This window comes from Streptomyces venetus, assembly GCF_039540295.1.
GTDB classification, from domain to species: Bacteria; Actinomycetota; Actinomycetes; order Streptomycetales; family Streptomycetaceae; genus Streptomyces; species Streptomyces venetus.
The window spans coordinates 773950-790561 of sequence record NZ_BAABET010000001.1; the positions used below are offsets into that span (position 1 = coordinate 773950).

The 16612-nt window shown below is 71.5% G+C and carries 14 protein-coding genes; 8 read left to right on the forward strand and 6 right to left on the reverse strand.

Translation table 11 applies throughout. The annotated features are described in order from the left end of the window. Positions 1-127: 127 nt before the first annotated feature. Positions 128-328 (forward strand): MerR family transcriptional regulator, encoded by a 201-nt coding sequence (locus tag ABEA82_RS03365; protein WP_039932649.1) that lies wholly within the window; start codon positions 128-130, stop codon positions 326-328. Between the two features lie 24 nt (positions 329-352). Here ABEA82_RS03365 and ABEA82_RS03370 read toward each other — a convergent pair whose 3' ends face one another. Together ABEA82_RS03370 and ABEA82_RS03375 are read right to left on the reverse strand one after the other, a co-directional pair. Beyond that, positions 353-1396, reverse strand: a complete 1044-nt coding sequence (locus ABEA82_RS03370) for a zinc-dependent alcohol dehydrogenase family protein (protein ID WP_345659815.1) — start codon at positions 1394-1396, stop codon at positions 353-355. Positions 1397-1588: 192 nt separating this feature from the next. Continuing rightward, positions 1589-3832, reverse strand: coding sequence for an MMPL family transporter (locus ABEA82_RS03375; protein WP_345659816.1), 2244 nt, complete (start codon positions 3830-3832; stop codon positions 1589-1591). Positions 3833-3996: 164 nt separating this feature from the next. Here ABEA82_RS03375 and ABEA82_RS03380 point away from each other — a divergent pair, with 164 nt between their 5' ends. From ABEA82_RS03380 to ABEA82_RS03390, 3 genes are all read left to right on the forward strand, one after another. Then, positions 3997-4671, forward strand: coding sequence for a TetR/AcrR family transcriptional regulator (locus ABEA82_RS03380; RefSeq protein WP_345659817.1), 675 nt, complete (start codon positions 3997-3999; stop codon positions 4669-4671). 90 nt (positions 4672-4761) lie between these two features. Then, a complete protein-coding gene (locus ABEA82_RS03385) occupies positions 4762-5001 on the forward strand; it encodes a heavy-metal-associated domain-containing protein (protein WP_345659818.1) in 240 nt (79 codons plus the stop codon). Between the two features lie 212 nt (positions 5002-5213). Further along, complete coding sequence (locus ABEA82_RS03390; protein WP_345659820.1) at positions 5214-7451, forward strand: heavy metal translocating P-type ATPase; 2238 nt, start codon at positions 5214-5216, stop codon at positions 7449-7451. Between the two features lie 649 nt (positions 7452-8100). Here ABEA82_RS03390 and ABEA82_RS03395 read toward each other — a convergent pair. The 3 genes from ABEA82_RS03395 to ABEA82_RS03405 all read right to left on the reverse strand — a co-directional run bounded on the left by ABEA82_RS03395 (position 8101) and on the right by ABEA82_RS03405 (position 12779). Further along, positions 8101-9390 (reverse strand): citrate synthase, encoded by a 1290-nt coding sequence (locus ABEA82_RS03395; protein WP_345659821.1) that lies wholly within the window; start codon positions 9388-9390, stop codon positions 8101-8103. Between the two features lie 178 nt (positions 9391-9568). After that, on the reverse strand, positions 9569-11851 hold the full coding sequence (gene recD2 / locus ABEA82_RS03400) for an SF1B family DNA helicase RecD2 (protein ID WP_345659822.1): 2283 nt from the start codon (positions 11849-11851) through the stop codon (positions 9569-9571). A gap of 55 nt (positions 11852-11906) precedes the next feature. Continuing rightward, positions 11907-12779, reverse strand: coding sequence for an alpha/beta fold hydrolase (locus ABEA82_RS03405; protein ID WP_345659823.1), 873 nt, complete (start codon positions 12777-12779; stop codon positions 11907-11909). A gap of 109 nt (positions 12780-12888) precedes the next feature. Between ABEA82_RS03405 and ABEA82_RS03410 the strand changes: the two genes are divergently transcribed. From ABEA82_RS03410 to ABEA82_RS03420, 3 genes are read left to right on the forward strand one after another with little or no spacing between them, the layout of a single operon-like run. Beyond that, the gene (locus ABEA82_RS03410; protein WP_345660115.1) at positions 12889-13320 is read left to right on the forward strand and encodes a MarR family winged helix-turn-helix transcriptional regulator; all 432 of its coding nucleotides are present in this window, start codon (positions 12889-12891) and stop codon (positions 13318-13320) included. 56 nt (positions 13321-13376) lie between these two features. Further along, a complete protein-coding gene (locus ABEA82_RS03415) occupies positions 13377-14387 on the forward strand; it encodes a hypothetical protein (protein ID WP_345659824.1) in 1011 nt (336 codons plus the stop codon). A gap of 22 nt (positions 14388-14409) precedes the next feature. Further along, positions 14410-14820, forward strand: a complete 411-nt coding sequence (locus ABEA82_RS03420) for a cytidine deaminase family protein (RefSeq protein WP_345659825.1) — start codon at positions 14410-14412, stop codon at positions 14818-14820. A gap of 204 nt (positions 14821-15024) precedes the next feature. Here the strand turns inward: ABEA82_RS03420 and ABEA82_RS03425 are convergent, their stop codons facing one another. Continuing rightward, complete coding sequence (locus ABEA82_RS03425) at positions 15025-15612, reverse strand: TetR/AcrR family transcriptional regulator (protein WP_345659826.1); 588 nt, start codon at positions 15610-15612, stop codon at positions 15025-15027. A 99-nt stretch (positions 15613-15711) separates the two neighbouring features. Between ABEA82_RS03425 and ABEA82_RS03430 the strand changes: the two genes are divergently transcribed. After that, positions 15712-16542, forward strand: a complete 831-nt coding sequence (locus ABEA82_RS03430; protein ID WP_345659827.1) for an oxidoreductase — start codon at positions 15712-15714, stop codon at positions 16540-16542. Positions 16543-16612 lie beyond the last annotated feature (70 nt).

Genomic DNA, 16612 nt, shown 5'->3' on the forward strand with positions numbered 1-16612 from the left:
CAGGCCCTGCCCTGTCTCACGGTGTGTCGTTGACCGGGCACAGGCTTGTTGATCGCCAGCGCAGCGCCCGGCTCCCCCTGACGGCCGTCCCGGTCGCCGCCGTGGTGCGCGCGGGGAGGTGCACGCTATGACCGACCGAAGGCTCTGGTCCTACAAGGAGATCGCGGCACACATCCGGGTGCAGCCGGACACCGTGCGGTCCTACCGCAAGCACGGCCTGCTGCCCGATCCCGACCATGTCGAGGGCGGCAAGCCCTACTGGTACGCCGACACGGTGCGGGCCTGGGTGGCCTCCAGGCCCGGCAACCGCAACCGACGGGACGACTGACCACCACTCCTGCCTCTTGCGGCGTCAGCTCCAGGGCTCGATGACCGTCACTCCCGCTCCCGGTGCCGCTCCCATCGCCGCCAGGGCGGCCGGGGCCTCGCCCAGCGGGATCGTGGACGTCACCAGCAGGTCGGGGCGGAGCACGCCGCCGCGGACCAGCTCCAGCATCGGCGGGTAGGAGTGCGCGGCCATGCCGTGGCTGCCGAGGAGTTCGAGCTCCAGGGCGATCGCCCGGGCCATCGGCACGGCGGTCGTGCCGGACGGCGAGGGCAGCAGCCCGACCTGGACGTGCCGGCCGCGGCGGCGCAGTCCGTTCACGGAGGCGGCGCAGGTGGCGGGAGAGCCCAGGGCGTCGAGCGAGAGATGGGCGCCGCCGCCGGTGAGGTCACGAACCGCTGCCGCGGGGTCCGCCACGGACGCCGCGTCCAGGCAGTGCGCCGCCCCGAACTCCCGCGCCAGGTCCAGGGCCCGGGCCGACACGTCGACGGCCACGACCCGCGCGCCGGACGCCGCCGCGATCATCACCGCCGAGAGGCCGACCCCGCCGCACCCGTGCACCGCGACCCACTCCCCTGCCGCGACCCGGCCCTGCCGCACCACCGCCCGGTAGGCCGTGGCGAACCGGCAGCCCAGCGAGGCCGCCGTCGCGAAGGACATCTCCTCGGGGACCGGCACGAGGTTGACGTCGGCGTGGTCCAGCGCCACGTACTGGGCGAAGGAGCCCCAGTGCGTGAAGCCGGGCTGGGTCTGGCGCTCGCACACCTGGTGGTCGCCCGCCGCGCAGGACGGGCAGGTGCCGCAGGCGCAGATGAACGGCACGGTGGCCCGGTCGCCGGGTCGCCATCGGGTCACCCGGGGGCCCGCCGCCTCGACGACTCCGGCGAGTTCGTGCCCCGGCACGTGCGGCAGCGCGATGTCCGGATCGTGGCCCTGCCAGCCGTGCCAGTCGCTGCGGCACAGCCCCGTGGCCTCCACCCGCACGACGACTCCGTGCTCCGCGGGTTCGGGATCCGCCACGTCCCGCACCTCGGCCGGCTCCCCGTACCGCTCGAACACCACGGCCCGCATGACCTACCCGCCTTCCGTTCGCGTCCGGGGTCGCCGGCCGTCCCCGCGCCCCGGTGGGTCGCGCCCCGGTCGGTCGCGCCTCGGGGGCACGCTAGCCCCCGGGCGCGGACCGGTGGCCGGCAAGGCCCGGACGCGGGGCTTCAGCGCCGGGCCTCGGCCTTGTCCCGGGCCGGATCCGCGTCCGCCGCCGTCTCAGCGCCGGGCCTCGGCCTTGTCCCGGGCCGTTTCCGCGTCCGCCGCCGTTTCCGTGTCCCCCGCCCGTTCCGCATCCCCCGCCGGTTCTCGATCGGCCTCGCTCAGGCCGAAGCGTTCGTGGAAGCGGCGCAAGGGGCCGGGCGCCCACCAGGTGGCGCGGCCCGTGAGGCGCATGACCGCGGGGACCAGAAGGCTGCGGACGATCATCGCGTCCATCAGGACCGCCAGGGCGATACCGAGGCCCAGCATCTTGGTGTTGGTGACCCGGGAGGTGCCTATCGCGACCATGACCACGGCCAGGATGACCGCTGCCGCCGTGATCAGCCCGCCGGTGCGCCGGAGGCCGTGGCGCACGGCCTGGTCGTGGTCGCCGGTGTGGTCGTACTCCTCCTTGATGCGGGAGAGCAGGAACACGCCGTAGTCCATGGACAGGCCGAAGGCCACGCAGAACATCAGGACCGGGAGGGTCGTCTCTATGGAGCCCGGACTGGTGAAACCGAGCAGTCCGGAGAGGTGGCCGTCCTGGAAGACCCAGACGACCGCGCCGAACATGGCCGTCAGACTGAGCGCGTTGAGCACCACCGCCTGGATCGGGATCAGCACGCTGCCGGTGAGGAGGAAGACCAGGAGCAGGGTGACGATCGTGATGAAGACGGCCGCGAGCGGCAGGCGTTCCCCTATGGCGTCCTTGGAGTCGACCAGGACGGCCGCCGTGCCGGTCACCTTGGTGTCGAAGGGGGCGTCGGCCTCGCGCAGGTCACCGACGAGGCGCTGGGCCGGGCCGTCGACCGCCTCGCCCTTCGGCAGCACCGTGAAGTAGGCCGAGTCGCCCTTCACCAGCGGCCCGTCGACCCGCAGCACATCGGGCAGCCCGGCGATCCGCTCCTTGTAGGCGCCGTACTGCGCCTCGGTCGCGCGGCCCTCCGCGAGCACTTCGAGGCCGCCGCCGGGGCTGCCCGGGAAGCCCTCCCTGATGTGCTGCTGCACGACATGGGACTCGGAGGTCGAGGGCAGCTGGCGGTCGTCGGCGGTGCCGAACTTCACGCCCAGGAAGGGCAGTCCGAGCAGGACCAGCACGGCCGTGGTGCCGAGGGCGAAGAACGGGGCACGGCGCATGACGAGCGCCGCCGCGCGCCCCCAGGTCCTGCCTTCCTCCCCGGCGGGTTCGGGCCGGCGCCCGCGCCGGAACACCTGGCGCAGGTCCAGGGAGTTGACCCGGTGGCCCAGCAGCGTCAGCGCCGCCGGGAGCAGGATCAGCGCGGCCGCCGCGGCCAGCAGCACGACGGCGATCCCGGCGTAGGCGAAGGATCGCAGGAAGTACTGCGGGAAGACCAGCATCGCCGCCAGCGAGACCGCGACCGTGAGGGCGGAGAACAGCACCGTGCGGCCGGCCGTGCGCAGGGTCGTGCCGATGGCGGTCGAGGGCTCGGCGCCGGTGGAGAGTTCCTCGCGGAAGCGCCGGACGATGAACAGCGCGTAGTCGATGGCGAGGCCGAGGCCGAGGGCCGTGGTGAGGTTGATGGCGAACACCGACACGTCGGTGAGTTCCGTGAGGCCACGCAGGATCGCGTTCGTCCCGAGGATCGCGACGATGCCGATGCCGAGCGGCAGCAGGGCCGCCACGGCGCTGCCGAAGACCATCACCAGCAGTACGAGTGTCACCGGCAGGGCGATGAGCTCCGCCCGGGTCAGGTCCTCCTGGATGATCGTCTGCATCTCGTGCCGCACGGCGACCGGGCCGCCGACACTGACCTCGACCGGGCCGTGCGCGCCGCGGAAGTGGGGCGCGATGCGCTCCAGGGTCTCGCTCGCGGCCTTCTCCTCGCCCGTGATCCGGGCGGCTATCAGCGCCTCGTGACCGTCCTCGGCGCGCAGGGACGGGGTGCCGGACTGCCAGTAGGAGCCGACGCCGGTGACGCCCCGTTCGCTCGCCAGCCGCTCCGTGAGTCGCCGGGCCTCGGCGGCGACGGCCGGATCGTCGACCGAGGCGTCGCCCGCGTCGAGCAGGAGCAGCATGTTGGGCTGGGAGCCGGGGAACTCGCGCTCCAGGGCCTTGGTCGCGTAGGTGGACTCGGCGGCCGGGTCCTCCCAGCCGCCGGCTCCGAGCCGGTCGGCGACGCCACTGCCGGCCAGCACCGCGAGCGCGGTGATCACCAGCGCCACCAGCAGCGACAGCCTGGGCCGGGCGGTCACGAAACGGGTCCAGCCGCCGACCCGCGGAGGTGTGTTGACTTCGGTCATCGTGCGGTGTCCCCTTCACCGTGACCCGTGTCCAGGCGCAGCCCGGCAGCACGGGGCTGCCATAGACTGAGCAAACACGAGAGATCGCTCGCGTTCTTGCGAACTCCAGAATGCGAGCGCCCACTCGTATTTGTCAATCGTGTTCCGAGACCTGGGGATGACGGGTGCCCGAGAAGTCCGAGAAGCCGACCGAGAAGTCCGCCGAGACGACGGCGGCAGCCGAGGAGCGGCCGCGCCGCCGCCAGGCCCGCGGCGAGCGCCGTATCGCCCAGCTGCTCGAAGCCGCCGCCACGGTCTTCTCCACCACCGGCTACACGGCCGCCAGCACCAACGCCATCGCCCGCGAGGCGGGCGTCTCGCCGGGGACGCTGTACCAGTTCTTCCCGAACAAGGAAGCGATCGCGATCGAGCTGGGCAGCCGGCTCATGCACGAGATGCGGCAGTCGTACGACGAGGTCCTCACCCCCATCGACCCCGCGACCACCCCGCTCGAGGAGGTGATCGCCGGGGCCGTGGACCGCTTCATCGACTTCAGCTGCCGCTACCCGGCCTTCTTCGCCCTGATGCACGGCCCCGACATCCCGGGACGGATCGCCGAGGAGCACGAGGCGCTGCACGCGACGCTGGTCGCCCGGGTCGAGGCGACCCTCGCCCCGTTCGCACCCGGCGCCCCCGCCGCGACGATCACCCGCACCGCCCGGATGTGCGTCGGCATCTACATGGCGGGCCTGGAACTGATCATGGTTCACGAGGGAGACGAGCGGGAGGCCTACGTCCAGGAGCTGAAGGACGTCCTCCTGCGCTACCTGAGACCACTGGCCCAGGACGCCATGAGGTGATACCCAGTGATACCCCCTGGGGGTACAGTAGGGAGTGCGGGGTCCTCATGGGCCCCCACCGCCCCACATGTCTCCCCGAGGAGTAACGACATGACCGCCCAGACCGACACCACGGGATCCGTCACCGCCGTCTACAAGGTGAGCGGAATGAGCTGCGGACACTGCGAGGGCGCCGTCTCCGGCGAGATCTCCCAGATCCCGGGCGTCAGTTCGGTGACGGCCGTCGCCTCGGCCGGCGAGGTCACCGTCGTCTCCGCGGCCCCGCTCGACGACGAGGCCGTCCGCGCCGCCGTCGACGAGGCCGGCTTCGAGCTGGCGGGCAAGGCCTGAGCCGGCCGACGGGCAAGGCTTGAGCCGACGAGGCCTGAGCCGACCGACGGCCAGGGCCTGAGCCGGCCAGAACCCCCTCAGGCCCGGGCCTGAGACCCGCCAGACCTGGCACTCGTACCGACGTACGGGCCGTACGCCGCCGCCCCGGCCCGTACGGCCCGTTCCGCTTCCCGGGCGCGCCCGCCTCCCGGAGTACGGACTGGAGTACGCACATGACCAGCACCACCGCCACGGCGCCGACGGACGGCGAGCCCGCGCTCGCCGAGGTCGAGCTGCTCATCGGCGGGATGACCTGCGCGTCCTGCGCGGCCCGCGTCGAGAAGAAGCTCAACCGCATGGACGGCGTCACCGCGACGGTGAACTACGCGACGGAGAAGGCCAGAGTCGCCTACCCCGCCGGCACCGAGGTCGCCGACCTGATCGCGACCGTGGTGAAGACCGGGTACACCGCACAGGAGCCCGCGCCCGCACGCGAGGAGGAGCCCGCCGCCGACGACGATCCGGAACTGTCGGCGCTCCGCGGGCGCCTGGTCGTCTCCGCCGCCCTCGCCATACCCGTCGTGCTGCTGGCAATGATCCCCGCCCTCCAGTTCGACAACTGGCAGTGGCTCTCGCTCACGCTCGCCGCGCCCGTCGTCGTCTGGGGCGGGCTGCCGTTCCACCGGGCGGCCTGGACGAACGCGCGGCACGGCGCCGCCACCATGGACACGCTGGTCTCCCTCGGCACGCTGGCCGCGTTCGGCTGGTCCCTCTGGGCCCTGTTCCTCGGCGACGCCGGCCTGCCGGGCATGCGGCACCCCTTCGAACTCACGGTCACGCGCGGCGACGGCGCCTCCTCCATCTACCTGGAAGTCGCCTCCGGCGTCACCGCCTTCATCCTGCTGGGCCGCTACCTGGAGGCCCGTTCCAAGCGCCGCGCCGGAGCGGCCCTCAAGGCGCTGATGGAACTGGGCGCCAAGGACGTGGCCGTGCTCCGCGACGGCCGCGAGGTGCGGATCCCGGCGCAGCGGCTGGCCGTGGGCGACCGGTTCGTCGTACGGCCCGGCGAGAAGATCGCCACCGACGGCACGGTCGTCGAGGGCGTCTCGGCGGTGGACGCCTCGATGCTGACCGGCGAGTCGGTGCCGGTGGACGTCACCGCCGGGGACATGGTCACCGGCGCGACGGTCAACGCGGGCGGCCGGCTGGTCGTCGAGGCCACCCGGGTCGGCGCCGACACGCAACTCGCGCGGATGGCGAAGCTGGTGGAGGACGCGCAGAACGGCAAGGCCGAGGTGCAGCGGCTGGCCGACCGGGTCGCCGGGATCTTCGTGCCGGTGGTCCTGCTGATCGCCGTCGCCACGGCCGGGGCGTGGCTCGGGCTGACCGGCGACGACGTCACCGCGTTCACCGCGGGCGTCGCCGTCCTGATCATCGCCTGCCCCTGCGCGCTGGGCCTGGCCACGCCGACCGCGCTGATGGTCGGCACGGGGCGCGGCGCCCAGCTCGGCATCCTCATCAAGGGCCCGGAGGTGCTGGAGTCCACGCGCCGGATCGACACCGTCGTCCTCGACAAGACCGGCACCGTCACCACCGGCCGGATGACCCTCCAGGAGGTGTACGTCGCCGAGGGCGACGACGAGAAGCAGGTTCTGCGGCTCGCGGGCGCCGTCGAACACGCCTCCGAGCACCCCGTGGCGCGCGCGATCGCGCTGGGCGCCGAGGAGAGGGCCGGACAGCTCCCGGAGGTCGAGGACTTCGAGAACGTCCCCGGGCGGGGCGTCCGCGGTCGTGTGGAGGGCCGTGAGGTCGCCGTGGGGCGGCTCTTCGACGAGGTGCCGGTGGAGCTGGCCCGGGCGCGGGACGAGGCCGAGCGGGTCGGACGTACGGCCGTCCTGGCCGGCTGGGACGGGAGGGCGCGGGCCGTCCTGGCCGTGGCCGACGCGGTCAGGGAGACCAGCGCCGAGGCGGTGCGCGAGCTGCGCGCCCTGGGGCTCACTCCGGTGCTGCTGACCGGGGACAACAGGGCGGTGGCCGAGGCGGTGGCGAAGGCCGTCGGGATCGACCGGGTGGTGGCGGAGGTCCTGCCCGAGGACAAGGTCGACGCCGTACGGAAGTTGCAGGCCGAGGGGCGGGTCGTCGCCATGGTGGGCGACGGCGTCAACGACGCCGCCGCGCTGGCCACCTCGGACCTGGGCCTGGCCATGGGCACCGGCACGGACGCCGCGATCGAGGCGGGCGATCTGACGCTGGTCCGGGGTGACCTGCGGGTGGCCGCCGACGCGATCCGGCTGTCCCGCCGGACGCTGGGCACGATCAAGGGCAACCTCGTGTGGGCCTTCGGCTACAACGTGGCCGCGCTGCCGCTGGCCGCCGCGGGCCTGCTGAACCCCATGATCGCCGGTGCGGCGATGGCGTTCTCCTCGGTTTTCGTCGTCACGAACAGTCTGCGACTGCGGACATTCCGGTGAAGTCCCCTGAATTCAACCTAAGTTCACGGCGAACGTGATATGAGCCCCTCTGGAGTCCCGGGCCCGGCTCACATAAGCTCTTCACAAGGCGCGCGCATCATCCTTACGCTTGAGCCCCGGGCGGCATATCCGGGCTCTTGTGCATCTTGCGGACATAAGCAAGAGACGCAGATCACAGTGATGTGAACGTAACCATCGAAGGGGTTCGAAGGTCTAAGTTGACGATGCCAGGCAACGTCTTGGGGGGCGTTACCGGGCATCTGGAGGTGTCTTGGGGGACTCCTCCGGGTGGGGGTACCTCCCTGCTCGAACGAAGTTGAGAGCTTGGGGGAGCGTTGCCGGGACACGTACACCGGGAAGCTTTGAGCGGCCCTCCCGGTCGTGCGCTGTCCCGGCAGACCGCACACAACCGAAGTACAGCGAGTTTTGCTCGTTGTGCTCACAGCGATTCAGGCGCTGTCCTCACAGACGCCCGGCCGGATCCCGTGGGGGGAATCCGTACCGGGACTGGGAAGGCGCCCTGGCCGTCGGCCCGTGGGGGGACCGACGCTCGGGGCGCCTTCTTTTTCTCCGCGGCTTCTGTGCAGCCGGGTACGCGAGAGCCCCCGCACCCGGAAGCCGGATACGAGGGCCCGAGCGGTACGGCGCCTCAGCGCTCCTCGACGGGCACGAAGTCGCGCTCGACCACGCCCGTGTAGATCTGGCGCGGGCGGCCGATGCGGGAACCCGGCTCCTTGATCATCTCGTGCCACTGGGCGATCCAGCCCGGCAGCCGGCCGAGGGCGAACAGGACCGTGAACATCTCGGTCGGGAAGCCCATGGCCCGGTAGATCAGGCCGGTGTAGAAGTCGACGTTCGGGTAGAGGCTGCGCTCGACGAAGTAGTCGTCGGAGAGCGCGTGCTCCTCCAGCTTCAGCGCGATGTCCAGCAGCTCGTCGGACTTGCCGAGCGCGGACAGCACGTCGTGCGCGGCGGCCTTGATGATCTTGGCGCGCGGGTCGAAGTTCTTGTAGACCCGGTGGCCGAAGCCCATCAGGCGGACGCCGTCCTCCTTGTTCTTCACCTTGCGGATGAAGGTGTCGACGTCGCCGCCGCTGTCGCGGATGCCCTCCAGCATCTCCAGCACGGACTGGTTGGCGCCGCCGTGCAGCGGGCCCCACAGCGCGTTGATGCCGGCGGAGATCGAGGCGAACATGTTCGCCTGCGAGGAGCCGACCAGACGGACCGTGGAGGTCGAGCAGTTCTGCTCGTGATCCGCGTGCAGGATCAGCAGCTTGTCGAGCGCGGAGACCACGATCGGGTCGAGCTCGTACTCCTGCGCGGGGACCGAGAAGGTCATGCGGAGGAAGTTCTCGACGTAGCCGAGGTCGTTGCGCGGGTAGACGAACGGGTGGCCGATCGACTTCTTGTACGCGTACGCCGCGATCGTCGGGAGCTTGGCGAGCAGACGGATCGTGGAGAGGTTGCGCTGACGCTCGTCGAACGGGTTGTGGCTGTCCTGGTAGAAGGTGGACAGCGCCGAGACGACCGACGACAGCATGGCCATCGGGTGGGCGTCGCGCGGGAAGCCCTTGTAGAAGTTCTTGACGTCCTCGTGCAGCAGGGTGTGCTGCGTGATGTCGTTCTTGAACGTCGAGAGCTCGTCGACGCTCGGCAGCTCGCCGTTGATCAGCAGGTAGGCGACCTCCAGGAAGGTGGAGCGCTCGGCCAGCTGCTCGATCGGGTAGCCGCGGTAGCGCAGGATGCCCGCTTCGCCGTCCAGATAGGTGACGCCGGATTTGTAAGCGGCGGTATTGCCGTAACCGCTGTCCAGCGTCACCAGACCGGTCTGGGCGCGGAGCTTGCCGATGTCGAAGCCCTTGTCACCGACGGTGCTGTCGATCACCGGGTAGGTGTACTCGTTGCCGTCGTACCGCAGTACTACAGAGTTGTCGCTCACGTCTTCCCTCACCGACGTTGTGCCTCATCTTCGAGGTGCCCTGACTGTCTCTACCATCCCCCACTCGGCTCAGGAGAGTGCACTCGGGGTCGACCATCGGGCCTATCGGCGGCACTGAGTGCCGTCAACTTGCTCATCCTGCCCCCTGTGTTCCCCATCTGGAAGTGGCTTGTGACCTTCACGACTCATTTGATCGATCATTTTTCTGGGAGGTGAGCCGGAAGTCGAGTGCCGTGCACCGACGGCCCGCCGACACCGTACGCACCGCCTGGCCGATCGCCTTGCGCGAACCGACGAGGACGACCAGCTGTTTGGCCCGGGTGACGGCCGTGTACAGCAGGTTCCGCTGGAGCATCATCCAGGCGCCCGTGGTGACCGGGATGACGACCGCCGGGTACTCGCTGCCCTGGGAGCGGTGGATGGTCACGGCGTACGCGTGAGCCAGCTCGTCGAGCTCGTCGAACTCGTACGGCACCTCCTCGTCCTCGTCCGTCAGCACCGTCAGGCGCTGGTCGACCGGGTCGAGCGAGGTGACCACGCCGACGGTGCCGTTGAAGACACCGTTCTTGCCCTTCTCGTAATTGTTGCGAATCTGGGTGACCTTGTCGCCGACCCGGAAGACCCGTCCGCCGAACCTCTTCTCCGGCAGGTCGGGCCGGCCCGGGGTGACGGCCTGTTGCAACAGGCCGTTGAGGGTGCCGGCGCCCGCCGGGCCCCGGTGCATGGGGGCGAGGACCTGCACGTCCCGGCGCGGGTCGAGACCGAACCTTGCCGGAATGCGACGGGCGGCCACGTCCACGGTGAGCCGGCCGGCCTCCTCCGTGTCGTCCTCGACGAACAGGAAGAAGTCCTTCATGCCCTCGGTGACCGGGTGCTGACCGGCGTTGATCCGGTGCGCGTTCGTCACCACGCCCGACTGCTGGGCCTGCCGGAAGACCCGGGTGAGCCGCACCGCGGGAACGGGGCTGCCGTCGGCCAGGAGGTCGCGGAGGACTTCGCCGGCGCCCACGCTCGGCAGCTGGTCCACGTCACCGACGAAGAGCAGATGGGCGCCCGGGGGCACCGCCTTGACCAGCTTGTTGGCGAGGAGCAGGTCCAGCATGGAGGCCTCGTCGACCACCACCAGGTCGGCGTCCAGCGGGTGGTCCCGGTCGTAGGCCGCGTCGCCGCCGGGCTTCAGCTCCAGCAGGCGGTGCACGGTGGAGGCTTCGGCGCCGGTGAGCTCGGACAGCCGCTTGGCGGCCCGGCCGGTCGGGGCGGCGAGCACGACCTTGGCCTTCTTGGCGCGGGCCAGCTCCACGATCGAGCGGACGGTGAAGGACTTGCCGCAGCCGGGGCCGCCGGTGAGGACGGCGACCTTCTCGGTCAGCGCCAGCTGGACGGCGGCCTGCTGCTCCGGCGCGAGGTCGGCGCCGGTGCGCGTTCTCAGCCAGCCGAGGGCCTTGTCCCAGGCCACCGTCCGGAAGCCCGGCATCCGGTCCTCCCCGGTGCGCAGCAGGCGCAGCAGCTGGGCGGAGAGGGAGAGTTCGGCGCGGTGGAAGGGGACGAGGTAGATCGCGGTGACGGGCTCCCCGCCGTCCGGTCCCGGGACCTTCTCCCGCACGACGCCGGGGTCCTCGCCGTCCTCCGGGGGCTCGGCCAGCTCGGCGAGGCACTCGATGACCAGGCCGGTGTCGACCTGGAGGAGCTTCACCGCGTCCTTGATCAGCTGCTCCTCGGGGAGGAAGCAGTGGCCCTGGTCGGTGGACTGCGACAACGCGTACTGCAGGCCCGCCTTGACCCGCTCCGGACTGTCGTGCGGGATGCCCACGCTCTGGGCGATCTTGTCGGCGGTGAGGAAGCCGATGCCCCAGACGTCGGCGGCGAGCCGGTAGGGCTGGTTCTTCACGACGGAGATGGAGGCGTCGCCGTACTTCTTGTAGATGCGCACCGCGATGGACGTGGACACCTCGACCGTCTGGAGGAAGAGCATGACCTCCTTGATGGCCTTCTGTTCCTCCCAGGCGTCGGCGATCTTCTTCGTCCGCTTGGGGCCCAGGCCGGGGACCTCGATGAGCCGTTTGGGCTCCTCCTCGATGATCCGCAGCGTGTCCAGGCCGAAGTGCTGGGTGACGCGGTCGGCGAAGACCGGGCCGATGCCCTTGACCAGGCCGGAGCCCAGGTAGCGGCGGATGCCCTGAACGGTGGCCGGGAGGACGGTCGTGTAGTTCTCCACGTGGAACTGCTTGCCGTACTGGGGGTGTGATCCCCAACGGCCCTCCATGCGCAGGGACTCCCCCACCTGGGCGCCGAGCAGTGCCCCGACGACCGTGAGCAGGTCGCCGCCGCCTCTGCCGGTGTCCACCCGGGCGACCGTGTAGCCGTTCTCCTCGTTGGCGTACGTGATCCGCTCGAGGACGCCTTCGAGCACGGCGAGCCGCCGCGGCTCTTCGGCGGTGGGGTTCCCCGTCTGCTTGGGCATGATCCGACGGTACCGGTGGGGTACGACAGCCGGGCCGCCCTCCGGCCCTGGCCGCTCAACCCCCCGACCGGACCAGGAAGTCGCTGATGCGGCGGCTCGCTTCGGGCGGGGCCGCGTGCGGCAGGGCGTGGTGGGAGACGTTCGGCAATGTGGCCGTCGTGACGTGGGGCAGCAGTTTCCCGGCGCGGGCGGCCACCTTGGCGGGGTCGTGGGTTCGGCTGCGTTCGGCGAGGAGGACGAGGACCGGCAGGTCCAGGGCGCGCAGCGCGCCCTGCTTCGAGCGCGGGCCCACCACCGGCCGCACGGCGGGGAAGCCGGCGGCCGCCTCCTGGAGGGCGAGCCAGTCGGGGTCGAGGGGGGCGCCCCCGGTCTCCCACTCCAGGAAGGTCCTCACCTTGCGGGGCGTGGGCCGCATCAGCATCCGCAGGGCGTGCCGCCCGTAGGTCGTCTTCAGCTTGGCGAAGCACTGGGTGGGGTCCAGGAGGACCAGCCGGCGTACCCGGTGGGGTGCGCGCAGGGCGTACTGGAGCGCGATCCAGGCGCCGTACGAGTGTCCGCCCAGGTCGGTCTCCGCGAGGCCGAGTCCCTTGAGGACCGCGTCCAGCCAGGTCACGAGGTCGGCGGTGGTACGGGGGTGGCGGCCGGGGTCCGGGGTGCTGCGGCCCGGGGCGCCGATCAGGTCGACGGCGTACAGCCGGTGGACGTGGGACAGTTCGGCGGCCTGCCGGTACCAGGACGCGGAGGTGGGGCTTCCGCCGCCCGGCAGCAGGAGGAGCGGGGGGCCGTCGGCCGGGCCGCATATGTTGACGTGCGTCGCGCCGAAGGGCGTGGGCACGGTCGCGCTCTCCCGCGCCGTGGGCCACTTGGCCATGACCCTGTCGTAGGCGGCGAGGAAGCCGTCCATGTCGTACGTACCGCGAGCGCTCATGAGCCAGGACCCCTATTATCTCGCCGAACAAGATACTTGTTGAGCGAGATGCTAGGGGAGGCGACCCGTGTCCGACCAGGAGGACGAGGGGGGCGGGCAGGGGCCCGAGATGGAGATCGTCCATCTGCTGCGCGCGGTGGTCGTCGACCTGGGGCGGCACAGTGCTCGGTTCGCCCAGCGCAACGGCATGCACCCCACCGATGTGCGGGCGCTGATCGTCCTGATGGACGCCGCCCGTGCGGGCACGGAGACCACGGCGGGGCAACTCGGTGCGGCGCTCGGGCTGAACTCGGCCGGGACCACGGCGCTGGTCGACCGGCTGGAGCGGGCCGGGCATGTGCGGCGGGTGCGCGGTGAACGGGACCGCCGCAAGGTCGTCATCGAGGTGGACGAGCGGGCGATCGCCCTCGGCCGGCAGCACTTCGGCCCTTTGATCGACCGTGCGGTGGGCCTGTTGCGGGAGTACGACGAGCGGGAACTGGCCGCGATCCGGGGCTTTCTGACGGGGGTACGGGAGGCCGCGTCCGAGGGCGGCGTCTAGGGTTTGCCGGATCGGTGGATCTTGGCCGGCAGTGATGCGGGAGGTGGGGCCGGGCCATGGCGCACGACGGGAACCAGCCGGGTGGCAGCGTCGGTGGGGCACTGGGCGTGGGCGGGGCGCTGGACGTCCTCGGGCGCCACCGCCGGGCGCTGTACGGCTTCACCCTCCACGTGTCCGCCCTGACGGCCGTGCTCGGCTGCGTGATCGTGGCCGGGGGGTTCGCGGCGGCATGGGACGGCTTCGAGGCTGTCCGGGAGTACGCCGACCGCAACATCGCCAACGAGGACTCCTATGTGGCCTACGCCGACGGCGGCCTGGACCCGCTGGTACGGGTCGGTGCCGTGGTGATGCTGCTGCTGTTCGTCCTGGCCCTCCTCGTCGTGTCCGTCCTGCACACCGCGTACGCCGTCGCCGACTCCCACGCCGGGCGTGACGGCAGCCCCCTGACGACCCGCGAGTTGTGGCGGCGCACCCGCCGGCGCTTCCCCGGCGCCCTCGCGGTCAACGCGCTGACGGGGCTCGCCGTCGGCGCCGTCGAGTTGGCGGCTCTGATGTGGTGGTCCCTCGTCGAGGGCAGCGCGGTGCCCGGTGTCGAGCCCACACCGCTGGGTGAGACCGCGACCCCGCAGTACACGCTGGTGGGATGGGTGCTACCGATCGCCGTCGGCTGTCTCGGCCCGCTGCTGTACTTCCGCCTCTCGGGGGCCACCGCCGAGTCGGTGCTGGAGCGACGTTCCCCGTTCGTGGCGTTGCACCGCTCCTGGGTACTGACCCGCCGGGCACGGTGGCGCACGCTCGGCGTGGGCGCGCTGCTCACCGGGGGTGCCGTGCTCTTCTTCTGGCTCGCCCGGTACGCGGCGGCTCCCCTGGCGCACTTCGCCGGGCTCGGCATGCTGTGGCTGAGCGACGACAACGTGTGGATCACCGGTGTGCTGGTGAAGATCCTGCCGACCGCGGTGGCCCTGCTTCTGCTGCCCCCGTTGGTCATGCCGCTCGTGTGTGCGATGGTCGCCCGCCTCCATGGCGACCTGCGGAGCACGACAACCAGTCGGCCCGACCACGACTGACACCCCGACGAGAGCGGAGACGATGACCACGCAGCACGACCCCGTCGACCACGAACTCATCCGGGCCGCGACGCAGGTCGCCGAGACGCGCTGCCGGGGCGACCACCACACCGTGGCGGCCGCGGCCCGTGCCCGGGACGGAAGGATCGTCAGCGCGGTGAACGTCTACCACTTCACGGGAGGCCCCTGCGCCGAGCTGGCCCTCATCGGCGCGGCCGCCGCCCAGGGCGCGTACGAACTGGACACGATCGTCGCCGTGGGCGACCGGGGCCGGGGCGTCGTCCCGCCGTGCGGCCGCTGCCGACAGGTCCTTCTGGACTACTTCCCGGGCCTCGAGGTCATCGTCGGCTCGGGCGACGGCGCCCGGACGGTCCCGATCAGCGAGCTGCTGCCCGCGAGCTACGTCTGGGCGGATCAGCTCGCGGCCGAGTGATCGGGCGGCGAGTGGAGCGATCGGGCGCTTCCCGACCGCAACAGCCCAGGTGGGCGGAGTCCCTGGTGTCCCGGACGCTCCACATGCGGGCTCACGCTCCGACGAGCGCGGCGGCCGACGCAGGACCGGTGGCCTGGTCGCCGCATCGGGCTGTCCGTACGGTCGTACGCCGTGGCTGCCCGGCCGCCCTCGGAGGGCGGTCGGTCACGAGGCGATCCCGGTGTCTCCGGTTCGCGTGTGCGTGGTCAGGCCGGTGAGGACGAGAGCGAGCCAGCGGGCACGGGCGGCGGGTGGCTGGTCGGTGGGGGCCGTGCTGAAGAGCAGGTAGAAGTCGTCGACGGTGACGTCCTGGTGGAGGTCGCCGTCGGCCTGGCCCGCCTGGATCAGCGCGGCCAGTGCGGCGCCGGCGCGGGCTTCGGCGTCCCGGTCGACGGGGTCGGCGCCGAGGGCGCGGGCGGCGGCCTTGACGGCGTGATTGGTGGCGGTCGCCTCGGTGACGTGGGCAAGGAAGTCGGTGATCTCGTCCACAGCGCGAGTGCCGGTCGCGAGGCGTTCACGGGCGGCCTCGGCGACTTCGGCGACGTGCGTCGTGTATTCGGCGACCACCGCGGCGACCAGGTCGGTCTTGGTGGGGAAGTGCCGGTACAGGGTGCCCACGGCCACGCCCGCCGCGGCGGCGATCTCATCCATTCCGGCGTCGGGGCCGCGCAAGGTGATCTGTTCGCGGGCGGCGTCGAGGATCTTCTTGCGGTTGCGGACCGCGTCGGCGCGCGGCGCTCGGGTCTGGGCCATGGGCTCTCCTGCGGTGGGCGTCTCGGCTTGCATTAACGTGAACCGGGGTTCATGATGGATAGTGAACCGAAGTTCATCTTACTCTGACAGGAAGTCCTCATGACCGCCAAGACCGCTCTCGTCACCGGCGCCTCTTCCGGCATCGGTGAGGCCACCGCCCTCAAGCTCCAGTCCCTGGGGTACACCGTCTACGGCGCCGCCCGCCGCACCGACCGCCTGGAGAAGCTGGCCGAACGCGGCATCCGTACGCTGGCCATGGACGTCACCGACGACGCCTCCATGCGCGCCGGCCTCGACCGGGTCGTCGCGGAGACCGGACGCATCGACGTGCTGGTCAACAACGCCGGCTACGGCTCCTACGGCGCCATCGAGGACGTCCCGATGGACGAGGCCCGCCGCCAGTTCGAGGTCAACGTCTTCGGTGCCATGCGCCTGGCCCAGCTGACCTTGCCGCACATGCGCGCCCAGCGCTCCGGCACGATCGTCAACATCACGTCCATGGGCGGCAAGATCTACACCCCGCTCGGCGGCTGGTACCACGGCACCAAGTTCGCCCTCGAAGCCCTCAGCGACTGCCTGCGCCTGGAGGCCAAGCCGTTCGGTATCGACGTCGTCGTCATCGAGCCCGGCGGCATCGCCACCGAGTGGGGCGGCATCGCCGCCGACCGGCTGGAGAAGTCCTCCGCCGCCGGCGCCTACGCCGAGCAGGCCGAGGCCGTGGCCTCCTCCCTGCGCTCCGAGGCCAACGCCAAGCGCAACTCCCCGCCCCAGGTCATCGCCGACGCCATCGGCAAGGCCGTCACCGCCCGCCGCCCCAAGACCCGCTACGCCACCGGCTTCGGGGCCCGCCCCCTCATCGCCCTGCGCCGCATCGTGTCCGACCGTGCCTTCGACAGCGTCATCTCCCGCGCCACCGGCCTGCCCACCTGATCCTGGCCGGGCCCGGCGTCACCGACAGCCCCGTGCCCCCCGCTCATCCGCACCGCGGCCCGCCCGCCCC

Excerpts from the sequence above, each read along its gene's own strand:
- recD2 (WP_345659822.1), bottom strand. The coding sequence starts at position 11,851 with ATGCCCAAGCAGACGGGGAACCCCACCGCCGAAGAGCCGCGGCGGCTC.
- ABEA82_RS03365 (WP_039932649.1), top strand. The coding sequence starts at position 128 with ATGACCGACCGAAGGCTCTGGTCCTACAAGGAGATCGCGGCACACATC.
- ABEA82_RS03375 (WP_345659816.1), bottom strand. The coding sequence starts at position 3,832 with ATGACCGAAGTCAACACACCTCCGCGGGTCGGCGGCTGGACCCGTTTC.
- ABEA82_RS03410 (WP_345660115.1), top strand. The coding sequence starts at position 12,889 with ATGGAGATCGTCCATCTGCTGCGCGCGGTGGTCGTCGACCTGGGGCGG.
- ABEA82_RS03415 (WP_345659824.1), top strand. The coding sequence starts at position 13,377 with ATGGCGCACGACGGGAACCAGCCGGGTGGCAGCGTCGGTGGGGCACTG.
- ABEA82_RS03390 (WP_345659820.1), top strand. The coding sequence starts at position 5,214 with ATGACCAGCACCACCGCCACGGCGCCGACGGACGGCGAGCCCGCGCTC.
- ABEA82_RS03370 (WP_345659815.1), bottom strand. The coding sequence starts at position 1,396 with ATGCGGGCCGTGGTGTTCGAGCGGTACGGGGAGCCGGCCGAGGTGCGG.
- ABEA82_RS03425 (WP_345659826.1), bottom strand. The coding sequence starts at position 15,612 with ATGGCCCAGACCCGAGCGCCGCGCGCCGACGCGGTCCGCAACCGCAAG.
- ABEA82_RS03405 (WP_345659823.1), bottom strand. The coding sequence starts at position 12,779 with ATGAGCGCTCGCGGTACGTACGACATGGACGGCTTCCTCGCCGCCTAC.
- ABEA82_RS03420 (WP_345659825.1), top strand. The coding sequence starts at position 14,410 with ATGACCACGCAGCACGACCCCGTCGACCACGAACTCATCCGGGCCGCG.
- ABEA82_RS03430 (WP_345659827.1), top strand. The coding sequence starts at position 15,712 with ATGACCGCCAAGACCGCTCTCGTCACCGGCGCCTCTTCCGGCATCGGT.
- ABEA82_RS03385 (WP_345659818.1), top strand. The coding sequence starts at position 4,762 with ATGACCGCCCAGACCGACACCACGGGATCCGTCACCGCCGTCTACAAG.